Genomic DNA, 19047 nt, shown 5'->3' with positions numbered 1-19047 from the left:
TACGACTCCGTTAGGGGGCGAAGCCCAATAGGGAGCACACAACCTAGCGATTTGCAATCTCGGATAGGGTCTAAGGTTGATAACGCACCATTTAGGTTGAAGATACAACCCTGGATGGGGTTGAATGTTAATAGAACACCCATTAGCTAGCCATATACGACTCCGTTTGGAGTCGAAGGTCTGATACCGTAAAACAGCAATACATAGAAAAATACGCAAACCTAATACCGCCAATCCAAAGGTAAGACCCCAGCCGGGGTCGGAGGTTGATAACGTGCCTATGAGCTATTAATAGGCCACCCCGAATGGGGTCTAAGGTTGATAGAGCACCCTTTAGATAACAATAATTCGACACCTACGGGAGTCGAATATTAATAGAAAGGATACAACCTGGCAATTCGCGACTCCAATAGGAGTCGAAAGTTGATAACGCACCAATTAGCTAGCCATATACGACTCTTGTAAGAGTCGAACGTTAATAGAAAGCTCACAACCTGGCAATTTGCGACTCCGCTAAGAGTCGTAGTTTAATAAATCCAAAAACTCCTCATAATCACCTTCCACATTGCTCCAAAACTAACCCAATAAATAAGCATCGTTGTAAGCCACATCGAATAACTTAAGAAACGCCACATACTCATCCCTAAAACTCTGTTTTCGATGATGTTCTTTCTGGTGCTTAATGTATTTCACAACCGAATCAATCTGTGAATGCCCATACGAAAAGGCACCAAAACCTTCCTGCCATCTAAAATCAAACTTACAATAGGCCTTTTCCTTTATCATGTTGGTAGATGCCTTCTTTACCTCACGCACCAAATCAGATAAACAACAAGCTGGCTTTATCCCAATAAAAATATGAATATGATCTTCTGTTCCATTAATAGCCATTAGCTTTTGCCCCTTATTCCTGATTACACCTGTTATGTATTTATACAATTCTTCTTCCCACGTTGGCTGAATCATTGCATCACGATTCTGAACAGCAAATACAATCTGGATATAAATGCGAGAGTAGGTATTAGGCATGGTTCTCTGTTTTAAGATTTAAAAGAATAAAAACCAAGATACAAAAGAACCTGACACGAATCCACCATAAAGCAAAGCTCATTGCGTTGATTTGCAAGCGCAAACCAAAATCCCCCACCCTCCAAAGATACGACCCCATCCGGGGTCGGAGGTTTATAGCAAACCCATCTGCTAGTAACAGACGACTCCGCCAGGAGTCGAACAATAATAGAAGGCTCATAACCTAGTAATATACAACCCCGCATGGGGTTGAAGGTTAATTGAACACCCATAAGCTACCAACATACGACTCTTGTAAGAGTCGAACGTTAATAGAAATCTCACAATCTGGTAATTCGCGACTCCGGTAGGAGTCGAAGGTCTGATACCAAAGCAGAAGAATATAGAAAAACCCCATCAACAGCAATTCCAAATCACTACATAGAAAAACCTCCATTAATCCTAAGATACGACCCCAGCCGGGGTCGGAAGTTAATAACGTGCCTACGAGCTATTAATATACGACCCCGGACAGGGTCGAAGGTTGATGACGCACCATTTAGCTAGTAACACACAACCCCGATGGGGTTGAAGGTTAATTGAACACCAATTGGTTGGCAATATCCGACTCCAGTAGGAGTCGAAGGTTAACACCTCCCCTTCACCGCACAAAAAAAGCCGCCCCAAAACGGAACGACTTCTCTTTGTAACAACCCTAATTAACCTCAGCCATTGGCTGATATTTTTTATTCTTTCGTCAGGAACTCATGTACACTTTTGGCAGCCTCACGCCCTTTGGCAATGGCGGTAACCACCAGGCTGGCGCCATTAGAGGCATCACCTGCAGCAAACACATTGGCCTTACTGGTCTGATACTGGGCATCTACTTTAATATTGCCACGCGCATCCAAGTCCAAACCAAACTCCTTCACCAAGCCTTCATGCACCGGGCTCACAAATCCCATGGACAGCAATACCAACTCGGCATCCATAATATAAGCAGTCTCTGGCTTTTCACTCATCTGCCACTGGCCATTATCTCCCCTTGTCCATTCCACCTCAACCAGCTCTACCTGCTTCAGCTTGCCGTTTTCACCAATGAAACGCTTGGTATTGAGGCTCCATTTACGCTCGCAGCCTTCTGCATGCGAAGTAGATGTTTTAAGCGTGGTTGGCCAGTATGGCCATGGGTTTCCTTCGGCTCTTTTTTGTGGTGGCTTAGGCAAAATCTCTATCTGCGTCACCGAGCTTGCTTTCTGACGGTTGGAGGTACCAACACAGTCGGAACCGGTGTCTCCACCACCAATCACCAATACATTTTTACCGGTTGCCAAAAGGCGATCACCATTGGTAAACACTTCACCTCTGTTGACCTTATTTTGCTGTTTCAGAAAATCCATCGCAAAATGCACCCCATCCAAATCGCGTCCTTCAACAAGCAAATCTCGTGGTTGCATAGCACCAATGGTTAGTACCACGGCATCATATTCTTTTGCCAGCTCTTCTCCTTTTACGGTTTCGCCAACACTCACATTGGTTTTAAACTGTATGCCTTCTTTTTCGAAGATAGCCACACGGCGATCAATCACCTTTTTATTGAGCTTAAAATCAGGAATACCATAGCGCAATAATCCGCCCACTGCATCATCCCTTTCAAACACAGTCACTGAATGCCCCGCCTGATTGAGCAGATCGGCTACCGACAAACCGGCCGGACCCGAGCCTACAACAGCCACTTTTTTCCCTGTTCTATGTGCAGGTATACGTGGCTCGATATACCCCTCTTCAAAAGCACGCTCCACCACCGAGCACTCATTCTCACGAATGGTTACGGCTTCTTCATGAATTGCCAACACGCATGATTTCTCACACGGGTTTGGACAGATGCGTCCTGTAAATTCAGGAAAGCTATTGGTTGAATGCAGGATATCACTTGCCAGCTTCCATTCTCCTTTATACACAGCATCCTGCCACTCGGGTATTTTACTCCCAACCGGGCAAGCCCAGTGACAAAATGGAATACCGCAATCCATACATCGAGATGCCTGGAGGGTGCGATCAGCCACATTAAGTGTTTGCTCCACCTCACCATAATCATCTACACGTTCGGCTACAGGACGGTAACCACCTTCTTTACGTCCATATTTTATAAAACCTTTTGGATCTGCCATAATCGTATTTTTTAAAGAAATCGGGGTGGCTCCTTTGAGCCTTTTATCACTCATTCTCCTTTTGTCCCCCGATGTTCTTTTATTTATAGCTGATAGCTACTTAATCTTTTTAACTACAAGCTGAATATTTATCTTAATCTATACCCCCACTCCCTTCGGGTATCTCCCCAAGGGGAGAACTGTCCATGACCTCTAAAAATCTTCCCCTGGGGGAAGTGCCTAAAGGCGATGGGGGGCAATAAGCGTTCAAACACCCTATTCCCTGATGTAAGGAGCATCTTCTGTTTCGCGCAGCTTACGCTCCAGCTCCTTTATCTTTTGCTCTTGTAATACCTTTTTATATTCAAAAGGAATCACCTTCACAAATTTTGGCAGGTATGACGTCCAGTTCACCAGCACTTCCTGAGCCTTACTACTATTAGTATGCAGCAGATGCTTATTGAGCATAAACTGAAGTTCCTGTACATCAGCGGCATCTTCAACCGGCGTTAAGTCCACCAGGCCTTTATTACAGTAGTAATCCAGGTTACCTTCTTCATCGAGCACATAGGCAATACCACCACTCATACCAGCTGCAAAGTTGCGTCCCGTTGGTCCAAGTACTACCACTCGACCGCCTGTCATGTACTCACAACAGTGGTCACCAACACCCTCGACAACGGCATGAGCTCCTGAGTTACGCACAGCAAAGCGCTCGCCTGCCACACCTCTCACATAAATAAATCCACTTGTGGCACCATACAGAACCGTGTTACCGATAATAATATTCTCTTCGGGCTTAAAGCTTGAACCATTTGGTGGTACAACTATAATCTTACCACCGGATAACCCTTTGGCCATGTAATCATTGGCATCACCCTCCAGACGGAAACTGACTCCTTTAGCCAGGAAGGCACCAAAACTCTGACCAGCCGAACCATGGAAGGTACAGTTAATCGTATTCTTAGGCAGGCCTTCTTCGCCATACTTCTTAGATACTTCACCCGATAGCATGGCTCCCACTGTGCGGTCGGTGTTGATGATATCGCTTGCCATCCACACCTTCTGCTTATTAATCAGCGCAGGCTGTGCCTGTTTAATCAGGCTCCGATCCAATACCTCATCCAGCTTATGATCCTGCTCAGTGGTATTACGGATTGGGTATTTCTTCCCTTCCTCAGGGAAGTATAGTAAACGACTTAAATCAACGCCTTTTGATTTCCAGTTAGAAATATTTGCATCCTGCTCCAGTAAATCTGTACGGCCAATCACTTCATCAAGCGATTTAAAACCAAGTTGAGCCAGGTACTCACGCACTTCTTCAGCAATGAAGTTAAAGAAGTTAACGACGTATTTATATTTACCGATAAAACGCTTACGTAGCTCCTCATCCTGGGTAGCAATACCTGCCGGACAAGTATTCAGGTGACACTTACGCATCATCACACAACCCAAGGTCACCAGGGCCGAAGTGGCAAAACCATACTCTTCTGCACCCAACATAGCCATCTTCATCACGTCAAGACCGGTCTTTAGCTGACCATCCGTCTGTAATTTAACACGGCCACGAAGATTATTCATCACCAGCGTCTGCTGTGTTTCCGATAAACCTATCTCTACTGGCAACCCGGCATGTTTGATTGAACTGGTTGGGCTGGCACCCGTTCCACCTTCTGTACCGCTGATAACAATCAGGTCGGCATGTGCTTTAGCAACACCCGCTGCAACAGTACCTACACCATTTTCCGATACCAGCTTCACGCTCACACGTGCCGATGGGTTGGTACTCTTCAGGTCGTAGATAAGCTGTGCCAAATCCTCGATTGAATAAATATCGTGGTGAGGAGGAGGCGAAATTAATGTGATACCAGGTGTAGAATTACGCAGACGTGCAATAATCTTATCCACCTTAAATCCTGGCAGCTGCCCACCTTCACCAGGCTTGGCGCCCTGAGCAATTTTAATCTGCAGCTCATCGGCATTGGTCAGGTAGTTGTTGGTTACCCCAAAACGACCACTGGCAATCTGCTTAATGGAGCTGCGTGCAGGACTCTTAAAACGTTCTGCATCTTCACCACCTTCACCGGTATTGCTTCGTCCACCCACTTCATTCATGGCCAATGCCATGGCTTCGTGCGCCTCTTTCGAAATAGAACCATATGACATGGCCCCCGTTACAAAGCGCTTCATAATCTCCGAAGCCGGCTCCACTTCACTGATATCAATCGGCTTTCTGTCTTTCAGCTTCATCAGGCCGCGAATAAACAATGGTGTTTTATTATCAGCATCTACCTGACGGCTGTATTCTTTGTATTTACTATAGTCTCCTTCGGAAGTAGCCCATTGCAGTAACCCAACAGTTTCGGGATTCCACCCGTGCTTTTCGCCATATTTTCGGTAGGCATAGCTACCTTTTGTATCAAATGGATTACTCTGAAAAGCAGGTTTAAATGCTTTTTTGTGATCAAGGATACTCTCCTGTGCAATTTCATCAAGCCCTACACCTCCAATCTTGGTAGGTGTACCAATGAAGTATTTACTGATCACCTCTTCTGAAACGCCAATAGCCTCGAAGATCTGGGCGCCATGATATGAACGCAGGGTACTGATACCCATTTTCGACAATACTTTCAACAGGCCTTTATCAACTGCTTTGATATAGTTTTCGCGTGCGGTTGCATAATCCATGTCAATCTTACCTGCTTTCACCATTTCGTTGATGGCTGCAAAACACACATATGGATTAATTACACTGGCTCCAAAACCAAGCAATAAAGCAAAATGCATCACTTCGCGGGCTTCACCCGTTTCTACAACCAAACCTACCTGCATACGCTTTTTGGCTTTAATCAGGTGGTGGTGCGTAGCTGCAACAGCCAGCAAGGATGGTACAGGCGCATGCTGCTCATCAATATCACGGTCGCTCAGAATGATGTAATTCATGCCATCATCAACCGCTTTTTCGGCTGCCTGACAGATGGATTCCAAAGCATCCTCCAGTCCTTTACCACCTTTATCAACAGGGAAAGTCATCGGAATTTTAACATGCGTAAACTCCTCACGCATATAATCCTTAATCTTACCCAAGTCAGTATTGGTCATCAGCGGGCTCTCAAATTTAATCGAGCGACACTGTGATGGCTCTTCTCGTAACAGGTTCTTTGAAACGGAACCAATATAGTTGGTTAATGCCATTACCAATCCTTCACGAATAGGATCGATAGGTGGATTGGTTACCTGGGCAAACAGCTGACGGAAGTACGAGAAAAAGCGTTGCGGCTTATCAGACAATACAGCAATGGGTGTATCGTTACCCATTGAACCAATAGGCTCACCGGCTGTATTGGCCATTGGCGCAATAATATGTTCAAAATCTTCGCGGTTATAACCAAAGGCTTTTATATAGGCATCATACTTTTCACCCAAACCTGATGGTACGCGTTCTTGCACATCAATATCGCGCATACGAATGCGATTCTCTTTCAACCAGTTACCATATGGGTGACGCTTAGCCAGCTGTGACTTAATTTCTTCATCAGGTATAATAACACCCAATTGTGTATCAACCAACAACAGCTTACCAGGCTTCAATCGCCCTTTTTCTTTGATGTCTTCTGCAGAGAATGTCTGAACACCAACTTCAGAACCCATCACTATCATGTCATCTTTGGTAATGACGTAACGCGACGGACGTAATCCATTTCTATCCAAAGTACCTCCCACATAGCGTCCATCGGAGAACACGATAGAAGCAGGACCATCCCATGGCTCCATAATGGTGGAATGGTATTCGTAATATGCTTTTAAACTTTTCGGAATCGGGTTCTTACTATTCCATGATTCAGGCACCAGCATACTCAGCGCATGAGGTAAAGAACGTCCTGTCAGGAACAGGAACTCCAGCACGTTATCCAGCGATGCTGAGTCACTCATATTGGGTGTCACCACCGGGAATAGTTTCTTTAGATCATCGCCAAATAAATCAGACTCTAACAGACTCTCACGCGCCTGCATCCATAAGCGGTTACCTTTAATGGTATTGATTTCACCATTGTGCGCCATGATGCGAAATGGCTGAGCCAAATCCCAGGTAGGGAAAGTATTGGTACTAAAACGTGAGTGCACTAAAGAAATGGCACTTTTTACACGCCTGTCCTTCAGATCAAGGAAATATAGGCCCAACTGCTCCGGCGTGAGCATACCTTTATATATAAATATCTTGGAAGATAAACTTGGTAAATAAAATGCTTCCTTTTCCTTTAATTCAGATGCTCTAATGGCATTTTCAGCCTGCTTTCGTGCCAAATACAAATGACGCTCCAAGGCATCTTGCTCATAGTTTCCTTTAACAAACACCTGACAAATCTTAGGCTCAGTTCCCTGGGCTATCTCCCCAATTACATCGCTATCTACCGGCACATCCCTATAGCCTATCAACTCTAATCCCTCAGCAACAAAAAACTTATCAAGGACCCCCTGACAATAGGCTGCTTCCTTTTCATCCTGAGGAAGAAACACCAATCCGGTACCATACTTACCAGCAGAAGGCAGATTAAATCCGAACGTCGTGAAGTATTCATGAGGCACCTGCATGAGAATACCAGCACCGTCTCCCGACTTATTATCAGAACTTTCGGCACCCCGGTGTGTCATATTCGTAAGCACCTCCAAGCCTCTCATCACTATTTCATTGGATTGTGTACCTTTAATATTGGCCACAAATCCAATCCCACAATTATCACGTTCATTAGCAGGATCGTACAACCCCTGAGGATTTGGAAATCTTTTTATCATACTGTTTTGTTTAAGAGAAAATCTACTTATACCCCCTTCGTAAGGAATCTCATTCTCGCCGTTGGATTGGATGAACTACAATCAAATCATCTTTCATTCAGAAAGCTTATTGTGATTTTATATTATAATTCGAAAGCAAAAATAGAATTTTCATTTATATATACCAACTTATCGGGACGAAAGCTGTATTTTTTTATGACATTTGACATGTTTATTATGAAGTGTATTTTTATTCACTCCCTTGTATGATTATTCACTTTCACTGAATTTCAAGTAATTATATCACCTAACGCCACATATCACCACCCTTATTCTTTCTAATCAAAAAATATGAGCTCATTAAAAAGGGGGCATCTCACTTTCAAATCACTCTTTTTTACCACACACCCCCTTTCAATTAGGGGGTATTTTATTATTTTTTACTTTATTTTCATATTTAACCCTATTTCAATAGGGGTGTAATTAAATATTTTTATATGTTTGCAGTGTCGACCTATGAAAAATCAGGGGTACCCACGAATAAAAAGTGTTTTTTTAGGCAGACACCCCCCAATCAACAAGATGTAAAGCAAAAATTAACTTTTTAACCGTTCATCTATGAAAACGATTTTATTGATTTTGGGATTAGGGCTTGCATTAACCACTGCTAACGCTCAAGAGGAAACAAAAAACAACCTGGAAATAACAGGTTCAGTTGACACCTATTTTAAATATGATTTTGCAGGTCAGTCAAATATTCCAACAAGTTTTGCTGACGACCATAATTCCATTTCGATTGGCATGATTGATTTAGGCTTAAGTCAAACTGTTGGAAAGGCCACTTTTGTTGGAGAACTTTCCTTTGGACCCAGAAGTTACAAATCTATACCAAGTGTTGGGTTTCTAACCACCTTTGGCGAAGTCGAAACCCAGAGTGTCAATATTCAGAATGCATACATTAGCTATGCATTAAGCGATGCTGTATCATTAACAGCAGGCTACATGGGCACATTTGTTGGCTACGAGGTTATCTCACCTGCTGCAAATTTTAACTACTCCACCTCGTACTTGTTTTCGGCAGGCCCGTTTCAAAATGCCGGATTTAAGGTGGATTGGTCGATTAGTGAAAGCATAGCCTTAATGCTTGGGGTATTTAATGATTGGAATGTTTACCAGGATATGAATGGCCTTTCTGATTTTGGAGGACAATTAGCACTATCGCCGGTTGATGGATGGGATGCATATATCAATTTCTTGACTGGGCCTGAATCTGGCACCATCATAGATTTAACAACCGGCTATCAAATTTCAGATGCGTTTTATCTTGGATTAAATGCTGCCGATTACTCAGTAGCCGACAAGTATGGCGACGCCGGGTATACAGGTTTCGCATTATATCCTCAATATAGCTTTTCTGATAAAGTGGCCATCGGTTATCGGGCCGAATATTATAAAGAAAAAGAAAACAACTGGTTAATTGATACCGAAAGTGTTTTCTCAAACACTATTACACTAAACTACTATCATGGACCTTTTACACTGTCAAGTGAACTCAGAATGGATTCTGCTAAAGATGAAATCTTCCTTGATAATAATGATGAAATCACAAAGTCTGCATCGCAATTCCTGATTGCAGCTATTTATTCATTTTAAAACACACAAACCAAATCTATGAATGAAAATAGGGGTGGCTCAATCATATTGTCCTAATTAGCTTAAACCTTTATCGCCATCAACGGGCCACTCTTATTTTCCATTCAGAATATGCCAAAGCAGGCTTGTCATATTTATCCTGTACAATTCGGATAAATAGCAAGTCTTATCACAAAGCTATTTGACCATTAAAACATTAGCACATGAAAAAGATTGAAGCAATTATCCGCTTAACACGCTTCGAAGCTGTAAAAAAAGCGCTGGAAGAACAGGACATAACATTCTTCTCATACTGGGATGTAAGAGGTACAGGCGTTGCCCGCGAGGGACATTTATACAGAGGTACAGTCTATGACACCAGTATTATTGAACGACGCCTGCTGTCAATAATTGTACGCGATGAAAATATGGACAAGACAGTAGCGGCCATTATCAACGCTGCTAAAACCGGCGAAATAGGCGACGGACGCATTTTTGTTACCGACATAGCAGACACCTTCAGGATACGCACAGGGGAGTCTGGTCCGGAAACACTTTATGAGAAATAATCGAATCGAAACCTTGAAAAATTAGAAATTATGGATGCAAATAGCGCATTAGATATATTATGGGTATTACTGGCCGGTATTTTAGTATTTTTTATGCAGGCAGGCTTTGCCATGGTGGAAGCCGGTTTTACACGAGCCAAAAACGTAGGTAACATTATCATGAAGAATTTCATGGACTTTTCAATAGGCTCCCTGATGTTCTGGATTATTGGATACAGTATTATGTACGGGGGAGAAGGTGCATTTTTTGGTTCACTTGACTTCTTTTACAATGATGGTACTGACCTGCACAACCTATTTTTCCAAACAGTATTTGCTGCCACAGCCGCCACCATTGTTTCAGGTGCCATGGCTGAACGCACAAAATTCAGCACCTATTTGTTGTTTTCACTCATTATTACAGTTGTCATCTACCCCATTTCAGGCCATTGGGTTTGGGGTGGTGGTTGGTTAAGCGAGCTCGGTTTTCACGATTTCGCCGGTTCAACCGTTGTTCACTCTGTAGGTGGATGGGCAGCCTTAGCTGGTGCCTGGACCATTGGTCCACGAATTGGCAAATACAATGGTAAAGCCAACGCCATACCTGGTCATAACATGGTCATTGGAGCTTTAGGAGTTTTTATTCTTTGGTTGGGCTGGTTTGGTTTTAACCCTGGTTCTCAGTTAGCCATCAGTGGAGACAATGCCTATGCAGTTGCCCTGATTGTTATCACCACCAACCTTGCTGCAGCAGCAGGTGCTATAGTAACTATGTTTGTTACCTGGTTCAGATACAAAAAGCCCGACTTATCGATGACCTTAAACGGTGCACTTGCAGGATTAGTAGGCATTACAGCAGGTTGCGACATTGTTTCGCCAGCAGGCGCTGTGGCCATCGGAGCCATTGCCGGACTAGTAGTTGTATTCTCCATTGAATTTATCGACCACAAACTTAAAGTGGATGATCCGGTTGGTGCCATCTCTGTACATGGTGTTTGCGGCGCCTTAGGCACTCTTTTGGTCGGCATATTTGCCACAGATGGCGGACTGCTGTATGGCGGAGGCTTTTCGTTGCTGGGTATTCAAGCAATGGGAGTGGTCAGCATCGGCATTTGGGCCTTTGCCATCGGACTAATCCTCTTCAAAGTGCTTAAAGCCACCATTGGCTTACGCGTGTCGGAACAGGAAGAACGTGAAGGATTGGATATTCACGAACACGGTCAAAGTTCCTATAACTACTAGGAAAATGTTGCTGATGAATACCATCACGCAGCAAACGCTCCTGACCAACTAGAAAAATGTTGCGTTGTTTTATTTTTATATTGAAAAGCAATGGCCTGTACGAACGGTGTACAGGCCATTCTTTACTTAAAGAATTCGTCATGTATCGCCTCAATGGCACTATCGCGATCATCTTTGGCGACCATAAAATAGCTTGCCACGGCAGATGCTCCTGATACAATCATCTGAACATTAATATCTTTACGCGCCAGAGCCATAAACAAGCGCCCAGCCACACCCGGTCGATCCAATAAGCCTTCGCCTACGACTGCAATGGTTGAAATCTGCTCTGAGGCAATCAACTCGGTTATAGAAGACAACTCCAGCTCTTCAACAATGGAATAGGCACGCTTTATATCCTTAGCGGACAACAACAGGTTAATAACAATTTGTGACGTAATCACTGACTTAATATTGATACCTGCCCGATCCAATGCAACAGTCACCTTGGCCAGCACTCCTTTTTTCAGACCAACACCAGGCCCTCTCATCTTCAGAATGCAAAAATCATCACTATAAGTCACACTTTTAATGATGCAATCGGTAACTGTTTCAGTGCCATGCACAACTGTGCGGGGAGCTACACTACCATCAAAGGCATCAATATTACCGATGTGAATAGGGATACCAACCTCTTTTAATGGTTCCACGGTGCGCGGATGCAGAATGCTAGCTCCAAAGTAGGACAACTCAGCCGCTTCGGCATATGACAGATTTGTAATGCGCTGTGGCGATGTTACTAATTTAGGATCAGCACTCATAAAGCCATCCACATCTTTCCACACATCCAGTGATTCGGCCTCAAGACATCTGGCAATTGCAGCAGCTGAATAATCACTACCTCCACGGCCCAGCAGGGTTACTTTCCCTTGTTCCGAAACGCCGTAGAAGCCAGGCACCACATATATCTTATTTTCAGCCAACCGTTTCTGAACATTGGCTGATGATATATCAAAATCTACTGTAGCATTACCAAATTCACCATCGGTAACAAGCGGCATTTGTTCAGGTAAAGCTTCCTCAGCATCAATACCATTACTTTGCAAAATGGAAGTCAGCACCAATGAACTTAATCGCTCACCATAGCTCAAAATAACATCCTCAACAAACTCAGGCACATCACCAATATAATGGATACCAGTCAGGTAACGGCTCAACTCTTTAATGCGCGACTGAACGGCATTTAAGGTTCTATCCTGCCAATCTTTATCATCAAAATTCTCCAGAATAGCCTCCTCTTTCAACTCACGCAGAAAACGCACCAGTTTTTCAATGTTTGACTCATCCTTCTTAACATCATCCATTGCCTGAATCAGGTGATTGGTTATCCCATAGAATGCAGAAACCACAATCACCATAGGGCGATCATAGGCCTTTATTACCCGCACCAGTTTTTGAATATCTTCTTTTTTCTTCAGGTTGGAACCCCCGAATTTGGCTACTACTTTTTTCATTATTTACATATAGATATAGCGGCTCAATGCCATTACAAAAAACGACTTAACATCTGATTATATCAGAAAAACGTGGAATATTAGATTACGCCCGGCCGGGCATTCGAAAGTAAAAAAGTTGCATCATCACATTATTGTTTAAATTCATTAACATCCAAAAGGAATCAGGTTTTGGCACCTGCCCAAAGGGTGGTTGCCAGAGGTTCGCCGAGCCTGTCTCTCCCCTCTTCTCAATAAACTCAAACATCTGCACCATTCGCGCAGAATTGATTGCAAACATAGGTGATTGCATTAAAACTACCAAATGCCTTTGTGGTCATTTTCTATTCCACAATGTATCATCTTTAATCATCTCCATCAGGTCGCTATGCACAAATTCGAAACCTAGTTCCTCTTTAACTTTTTGATTGGGTATTAGTTTAAAAGGTTGCTCCTTATCAGAAAAAACCGGAGGCAATTGCCCGTTAAGCTTAGCTGCCAGAGAATAAAACGCCTCTTTGGTAGGATGTGTATCAGCAACACCGTTAAAGACATGACCAAACGCATCGGCCTGTATAATACTATAAATCAACCGAACGCAATCGTTCAGGTGGATAAGGTTAATGGGCTGTTGCGCTCCGTCAACTATTCTGGCAGACGTAAAAAATCGCCCCGGATAACGCTCACCGCCAACCAATCCGCCAAAACGAACAACAGTGCATTTAAAGTCATTGCGCTGAAACAATCTCTCAATATCCAGCAGGGCATTATCACCATCTTTTATTTGTTCGGTATCTGCCTCATGCGCTGTTTGATTTAAAGACGGGTAAACAGAGGTGGAACTAATGAATATCACTTTCATTGGGCCACTTTGCTTAATCTTTTCAACCAGCGGATGGTAGTTAACCACATTGCGAAGCACTTTGGTAGGCGGAATATTAACCAATAGATATTCTGACTTAAAGAATCCATCCGCCAGAGATGCCTTATCCGTAATATCTATTTCATAAGCCTCAATCCCAATATTTGTCAACACATCCACCTTATCCGCTGAAGTGGTTGAACCTTTAACCTGCCAACCTTTATTGACAAGGTGACTGGCCAGCGGCAATCCCAGCCAGCCACATCCTAAAATACTTATTGTTTTAGCCATACCCATTTAACCAGTTTTTCGTGCCATTTGTTTAGTACCTGTTCATACACGAATTATGAATGGATCGTATAAAAGCTTCTGGCTTCTTGAGCTGTTTATAGAAGTTTGAGATATACTTATATAACTGCTTTCGGTCTCTCATATCCAGGTGCTCGAAGTTTAATATCGTTTCATAAACCTGTTCTTCTATGGCTAGAAATTCTCCAATTAAGGCATAATAATTATCATCATAATCCCTGCAACGCCCGGTATAGTCACGCTCTGTTACATCATCTGCACTCGACCACTCTGCAGGTTTTGCATAAGATGCATTAACAAATCCGGCGTGATCAAAATCGTAAGGAATAGCTGTTACCTCTTCGCGCCGATGGCCGAATCGTTTTATAAATAGCACGTTATGTCCACTCTTAATACGCCAATCGGTATTGCCAATCATGTAATTGAAAAAAGCAACACGATCGGCATCCATAGCATTAATTTCATGGTCTTTAAAGTATTCCCCATCAATCTCTATGGTATTGGTCCGCTCCGACATCATATATACAGGTTCCAGAAAAAATCCTTTTGCCTGATAATTTTTGCCGCGCTCGCCAAAGTCAAAATATTGAATGTCGCACAAACGCGTTCTTAGAGCATATGGACTAAGCAACGCCCACAGTTTATATATCAGGTATTCCTTAAGCATGTATTCCTCGTACACTTTACTACCCGAACAATGAGTGACCAACTTCAGTTTAGTAAGGTAACCATCTTCTGTAAACAGCGTATCGGGCTTGAAATTGAGCATTACAGGGGGAAAAAAACAGTTATCTTTCCGATAATTTCCCCGGGCCCTGCAGCGCACATTAATTACGGCAGAGTCGGCAGCACTATAATAGATCACCACTTTACTATCGCAATACTCCTCGCTTTTTTTGCGGATATGACTGGTAATATCAAAATACAAACTCACCTTTAGCACCTCGCCATTGTCAAACAAAGAGGGGAAAACAGGTTTATCGGCAACTTGAGCAAATAACACATTTAGCCCAAATAAAAAAGCAGTGAGCAGGCCCGTAATTTTCGTCATAATAGTCAGCAGTCGAATAATTGAGTGATAATTTATAAAAAAAATAGATGGCTAGAAAATCGGCTTGAAATTGAAAATATTAATACGTAGTTTGAAGTATCAAAAACAACTGCGTATGTATTTATTCGCCATTGACAATCAGGAAGAGCTGCAGGAAGGAATTACCAGAGTTTTAAAAGAACAGTATGAGTACATCACTTATTTGGCGACTATTCCAAAAGATATAGATCATACCGTACATGAAATAAGAAAAGCCCTTAAACGTATCAGGGCTATTTTCAGACTGGTAAGATGGGATATTGGCGAACAGTTGTTTCAACGCGAAAATATCAAATTCAGGGATTTAGCAAGACAACTTTCTGATTTACGTGACTTTCATGTGATAATCAGCTATCTGGCAGCCAACTTTGAAGCTCAGGAACTTCGCATTGAAGAATCAGCCTATATCAGACTGGTGGAACACCTCAACCAGAAAAAAGAAACGGAGCTAAAACACATCATCGAAAAGCAGACATTAGAAACAATTAAAGAACATATGGCGATTGCCAAAGAGGAATTATCCGCTTACCCCTTTGATTTTTTAGGACCACACACCATACGCCAGGGCGTCACAAACACTTACAGCCAGTGCCTTGACAAGATAGCAGAATCACAGTTAAAATTAGAAGACCTGCCACTGCACGAACTGCGTAAACGAGTTAAATACCTGCTTAATCAGATGAGTCTCATCCAGGAAGTATGGCCCGACTTCTTCAAGAACTATGCTACATCATTAAAGCGGGCATCTGACCTGCTGGGCGATGATCACAATATTTCCGAAACAGTTACAATGATGAATAAACTGCCTGAAGCGATTCTCTCAATTTCTGACAGAGCAAGTTTGACTAAATCAATGGAGGCTGAGCGAGAACATATCCATCGTGAAGTTTGGCCATTACTGGGTAAGCTCTTCACCGAAGATGCCGACACCTTTGTGAAGCGCATCACCTCATACTGGCTCATTAGTCGGGAGTAAAATCAACTGAACATCCTTTTTGCACAAGAAGCTGGTATTTTAGCAGAACAAATGGTGCTGTACTATGTTTATCTACTAAAAAAATAAACATATGTACAACGGACTATTACACGCACACAGTGGCATAAGGTATATTGCTCTAGCTTTAATGCTTATTGCTATTTTACAAGGACTTATTGGCTGGCTGACCAACAAACAGTTTGGCAAGGTGCATAAACGAATCATTAATCTCAACATGGGCGTTTTCGTTGCTCAACTGGTAATTGGAATCACCCTTTATATAATTAGTAGCAAAGTGTTGTTTGATCCAGCCATGTTCAAAAGCACTCTGCTTCGATTCTACACACTTGAGCACCCGCTAATGATGCTAATTGCCAGTATAATTGTCATACATTACTCATGCAAAGCCAAAGCAAACAGCAGCTACCACACTCATAAAAAGCTATTTATTTCACATACCATTGCTCTAATTATTATAGTTGCTTCAATTCCATGGCCATTCAGAGAGCAACTGGGAGCAGGCTGGTTTTAAGCTTTTTAACAAGCTCTTTTAAACTCGCTTCAAAAAGCTTATCTTCACTGCTCAAATAAAAACAACAACTAACCTATGATGTTTCTTGAAGCAAAGCGTGTGGTGAAGAAATACGCTAACCACCTGGCACTAAATGAAGTAGATTTGCAAGTGCCAGCAAACAGCATTTACGGTCTGCTTGGGCCGAATGGCGCAGGGAAAACAACCCTCATCCGAATTATCAACCAGATTACAGGCCCTGATTCAGGCGAAATCATTTTCAACGGCCGAACATTACAATCCAATGACGTACAACGTATAGGCTACCTGCCCGAAGAACGTGGATTGTATAAGAAAATGAAAGTGGGCGAACAAGCCATTTACCTGGCCCGCATGAAAGGTCTGTCGCGCCAAGATGCCATTAAAAAGCTAAAATACTGGTTTGAAAAATTCGAAATTCAACCCTGGTGGGACAAAAAAGTAGAAGAACTCTCTAAGGGGATGCAGCAAAAGATTCAGTTTGTTGTAACGGTTTTACATGAGCCCGAACTTCTCATTTTTGATGAACCCTTCAGTGGCTTTGATCCCATAAATGCCAATTTATTAAAACAGGAAATCTTACAGCTCAAAGAGAATGGGGCCACCATCTTATTCTCAACTCACAACATGGGCTCAGTAGAGGAATTGTGCGACCACATTACCCTCATTAATCAGTCCAAAACCATTCTAAACGGACAGATTGACCAAATCAGGCAAAGCTATAAGGACAACCTTATTAAACTTGATTTCTTGGGGGATGCCAATGCTATTTCTGCAAAACTACAGGGTAATTTCGCCATCGAGAACCTCGAAAAGGTGAACGGCCACCAAACAGCCTATGTTAAAATGCTTAATAACTCAACTATAAATTCCTTAATAAATCAGGTCATTAATGACATTGAGATAGTTGGTTTGCAGGAAGTGCTACCAACCATGAATGACATCTTTATTAAAGTAGTGGAGCAAAGTAACCTTTCTAAAACCCAAAAATAATTGACCATGAGTAAAATTTCATTGATAATACAACGTGAATACATCACGCGCGTAAAGAAGAAAAGCTTTATTGTGATGACCATTATAGGTCCAATACTATTTGCGGCTATGATGGTATTGCCTGGTTGGTTTGCTTCCATGGAAGATACCGAATCAAAGAACATTGCCGTTGTTGATCAAACCGGCAAGTATAATCAGCGCATTAAAGATACAGAGTACTTAAAATTCTCATGGCTAAACCAGCAAGATGCTGAAACCATAGCACAAGATTACCAGGACAAAGGTTATACGGCCTATCTTGTAATAGAAGATGATCTGCTGCAAAAACCCGATGCGGCCAAAATCTATTCCGAGTCACAAATAACCATAGATGTCAAAGAGCACATTGCCAGAAACCTGGAAAAACACCTGGAAAATGAGAAGCTCAACAGCTATCAGATTGATGGCTTAGATGCTATTGTAAAAGACATCTATAGTGTTGACATCAAGCTCAAAACCATCAAATTATCTGAGGATGGGTCTGAAAAAGAAAGCTCTACTGAACTGGTAATGATAGCGGCCATCATTTTTGCCATGATGATCTACATGTTTGTTCTGATCTATGGTATGCAGGTAATGCGCGGTATTATGGAAGAAAAAGTCAGCCGCATTGTAGAGGTGATTGTCTCGTCAGTTAAACCATTTCAGCTTATGATGGGGAAAATAATTGGCATTGCCCTGGTAGCATTAACTCAATTTTTCCTGTGGGTTGTTTTAACCGTTTCTATTGTAGGCACATTGCTGGCCATATTTAGTAACGATGCTACAACAATTGACACCAGCAAACAAATTGAGATGATTGGTAACGCCAATAGCCAACAAATTGATAATGCACAGGTGAATGAATTCGCCGAAGGTTTTACCAATATTGTTGACAAATTATTATCACTTGACCTCATTGGAAGCCTTGTGTTGTTCGTCTTTTACTTCCTGGGTGGTTATCTTTTGTATGCCAGTTTATTTGCCGCCATTGGAGCTGCACTGGACAATGAAGCAGATAGTCAGCAGTTTGTAATGCCAGTCATGATGCCGCTGATACTTTCTATATACGTGGCCATGGCAGCTTTTCGAAATCCAACAGGAGACATTGCTGTATGGTTTTCAATGATACCTTTTACATCACCGGTTGTAATGATGGCACGCATCCCATTCCAGCCACCTATCTGGCAAATTATAGTTTCCATGCTGCTGTTGATAGGCACTTTTATCTTAACCACATGGTTTGCCGGCCGTATTTATCGTACAGGTATTCTAATGTATGGCAAAAAGGTTTCCTACAAAGAATTATGGAAGTGGTTTAAGTACTCAGGCCGATAATTAGCACATAAAAAAATATCGCTTCATGAGGTTGTTTCAGGCATTTTGAAACAGCCTCTTTTCATATCTACAGCCTAATTATGTAT

General features: G+C 42.5%; 13 protein-coding genes and 1 riboswitch. Of the genes, 7 read left to right on the top strand and 6 right to left on the bottom strand.

The window, feature by feature from the left end; translation table 11 throughout:
- Positions 1–576: 576 nt before the first annotated feature.
- The 3 genes from tnpA to gltB form a co-directional block, all read right to left on the bottom strand.
- On the bottom strand, positions 577–1029 hold the full coding sequence (gene tnpA / locus KDU71_RS13645; protein WP_212191642.1) for an IS200/IS605 family transposase: 453 nt from the start codon (positions 1027–1029) through the stop codon (positions 577–579).
- Between the two features lie 725 nt (positions 1030–1754).
- Positions 1755–3179 carry a glutamate synthase subunit beta gene (locus KDU71_RS13640; protein WP_212191641.1) on the bottom strand — a complete coding sequence of 475 codons (1425 nt, stop codon included), beginning with the start codon at positions 3177–3179 and terminating at the stop codon, positions 1755–1757.
- Positions 3180–3434: 255 nt separating this feature from the next.
- Positions 3435–7952, bottom strand: coding sequence for a glutamate synthase large subunit (gltB, locus tag KDU71_RS13635; protein ID WP_212191640.1), 4518 nt, complete (start codon positions 7950–7952; stop codon positions 3435–3437).
- Between the two features lie 597 nt (positions 7953–8549).
- Between gltB and KDU71_RS13630 the strand changes: the two genes are divergently transcribed.
- The 3 genes from KDU71_RS13630 (at position 8550) to KDU71_RS13620 (ending at position 11353) form a co-directional block, all read left to right on the top strand.
- The gene (locus tag KDU71_RS13630) at positions 8550–9584 is read left to right on the top strand and encodes a porin (protein WP_212191639.1); all 1035 of its coding nucleotides are present in this window, start codon (positions 8550–8552) and stop codon (positions 9582–9584) included.
- Between the two features lie 203 nt (positions 9585–9787).
- Positions 9788–10132, top strand: coding sequence for a P-II family nitrogen regulator (locus tag KDU71_RS13625; protein WP_212191638.1), 345 nt, complete (start codon positions 9788–9790; stop codon positions 10130–10132).
- Between the two features lie 30 nt (positions 10133–10162).
- A complete protein-coding gene (locus tag KDU71_RS13620; protein ID WP_212191637.1) occupies positions 10163–11353 on the top strand; it encodes an ammonium transporter in 1191 nt (396 codons plus the stop codon).
- A 122-nt stretch (positions 11354–11475) separates the two neighbouring features.
- Here KDU71_RS13620 and KDU71_RS13615 read toward each other — a convergent pair whose 3' ends face one another.
- The 3 genes from KDU71_RS13615 to KDU71_RS13605 all read right to left on the bottom strand — a co-directional run bounded on the left by KDU71_RS13615 (position 11476) and on the right by KDU71_RS13605 (position 15047).
- Positions 11476–12846, bottom strand: a complete 1371-nt coding sequence (locus KDU71_RS13615; RefSeq protein WP_212191636.1) for an aspartate kinase — start codon at positions 12844–12846, stop codon at positions 11476–11478.
- Between the two features lie 141 nt (positions 12847–12987).
- A riboswitch (SAM riboswitch) is annotated at positions 12988–13086 on the bottom strand.
- Between the two features lie 76 nt (positions 13087–13162).
- Entirely contained in the window at positions 13163–13978 is an 816-nt protein-coding gene (locus tag KDU71_RS13610) for an NAD(P)H-binding protein (RefSeq protein WP_212191635.1), read from the bottom strand.
- A gap of 31 nt (positions 13979–14009) precedes the next feature.
- Positions 14010–15047 carry a hypothetical protein gene (locus tag KDU71_RS13605; protein WP_212191634.1) on the bottom strand — a complete coding sequence of 346 codons (1038 nt, stop codon included), beginning with the start codon at positions 15045–15047 and terminating at the stop codon, positions 14010–14012.
- Between the two features lie 70 nt (positions 15048–15117).
- Here KDU71_RS13605 and KDU71_RS13600 point away from each other — a divergent pair, with 70 nt between their 5' ends.
- From KDU71_RS13600 to KDU71_RS13585, 4 genes are all read left to right on the top strand, one after another.
- Positions 15118–16062, top strand: coding sequence for a CHAD domain-containing protein (locus KDU71_RS13600; RefSeq protein ID WP_212191633.1), 945 nt, complete (start codon positions 15118–15120; stop codon positions 16060–16062).
- Between the two features lie 91 nt (positions 16063–16153).
- Positions 16154–16594, top strand: coding sequence for a hypothetical protein (locus KDU71_RS13595; protein WP_212191632.1), 441 nt, complete (start codon positions 16154–16156; stop codon positions 16592–16594).
- A 75-nt stretch (positions 16595–16669) separates the two neighbouring features.
- Positions 16670–17605 carry an ABC transporter ATP-binding protein gene (locus KDU71_RS13590; RefSeq protein ID WP_212191631.1) on the top strand — a complete coding sequence of 312 codons (936 nt, stop codon included), beginning with the start codon at positions 16670–16672 and terminating at the stop codon, positions 17603–17605.
- A 6-nt stretch (positions 17606–17611) separates the two neighbouring features.
- Entirely contained in the window at positions 17612–18961 is a 1350-nt protein-coding gene (locus tag KDU71_RS13585; protein WP_212191630.1) for an ABC transporter permease, read from the top strand.
- The last annotated feature ends 86 nt before the right edge of the window (positions 18962–19047 follow it).

The organism is Carboxylicivirga sediminis (assembly GCF_018156225.1).
Lineage (GTDB): Bacteria > Bacteroidota > Bacteroidia > Bacteroidales > Marinilabiliaceae > Carboxylicivirga > Carboxylicivirga sediminis.
Note: the sequence above shows the minus strand (reverse complement) of the source record. Positions and strands in the feature narration are given on the sequence as shown.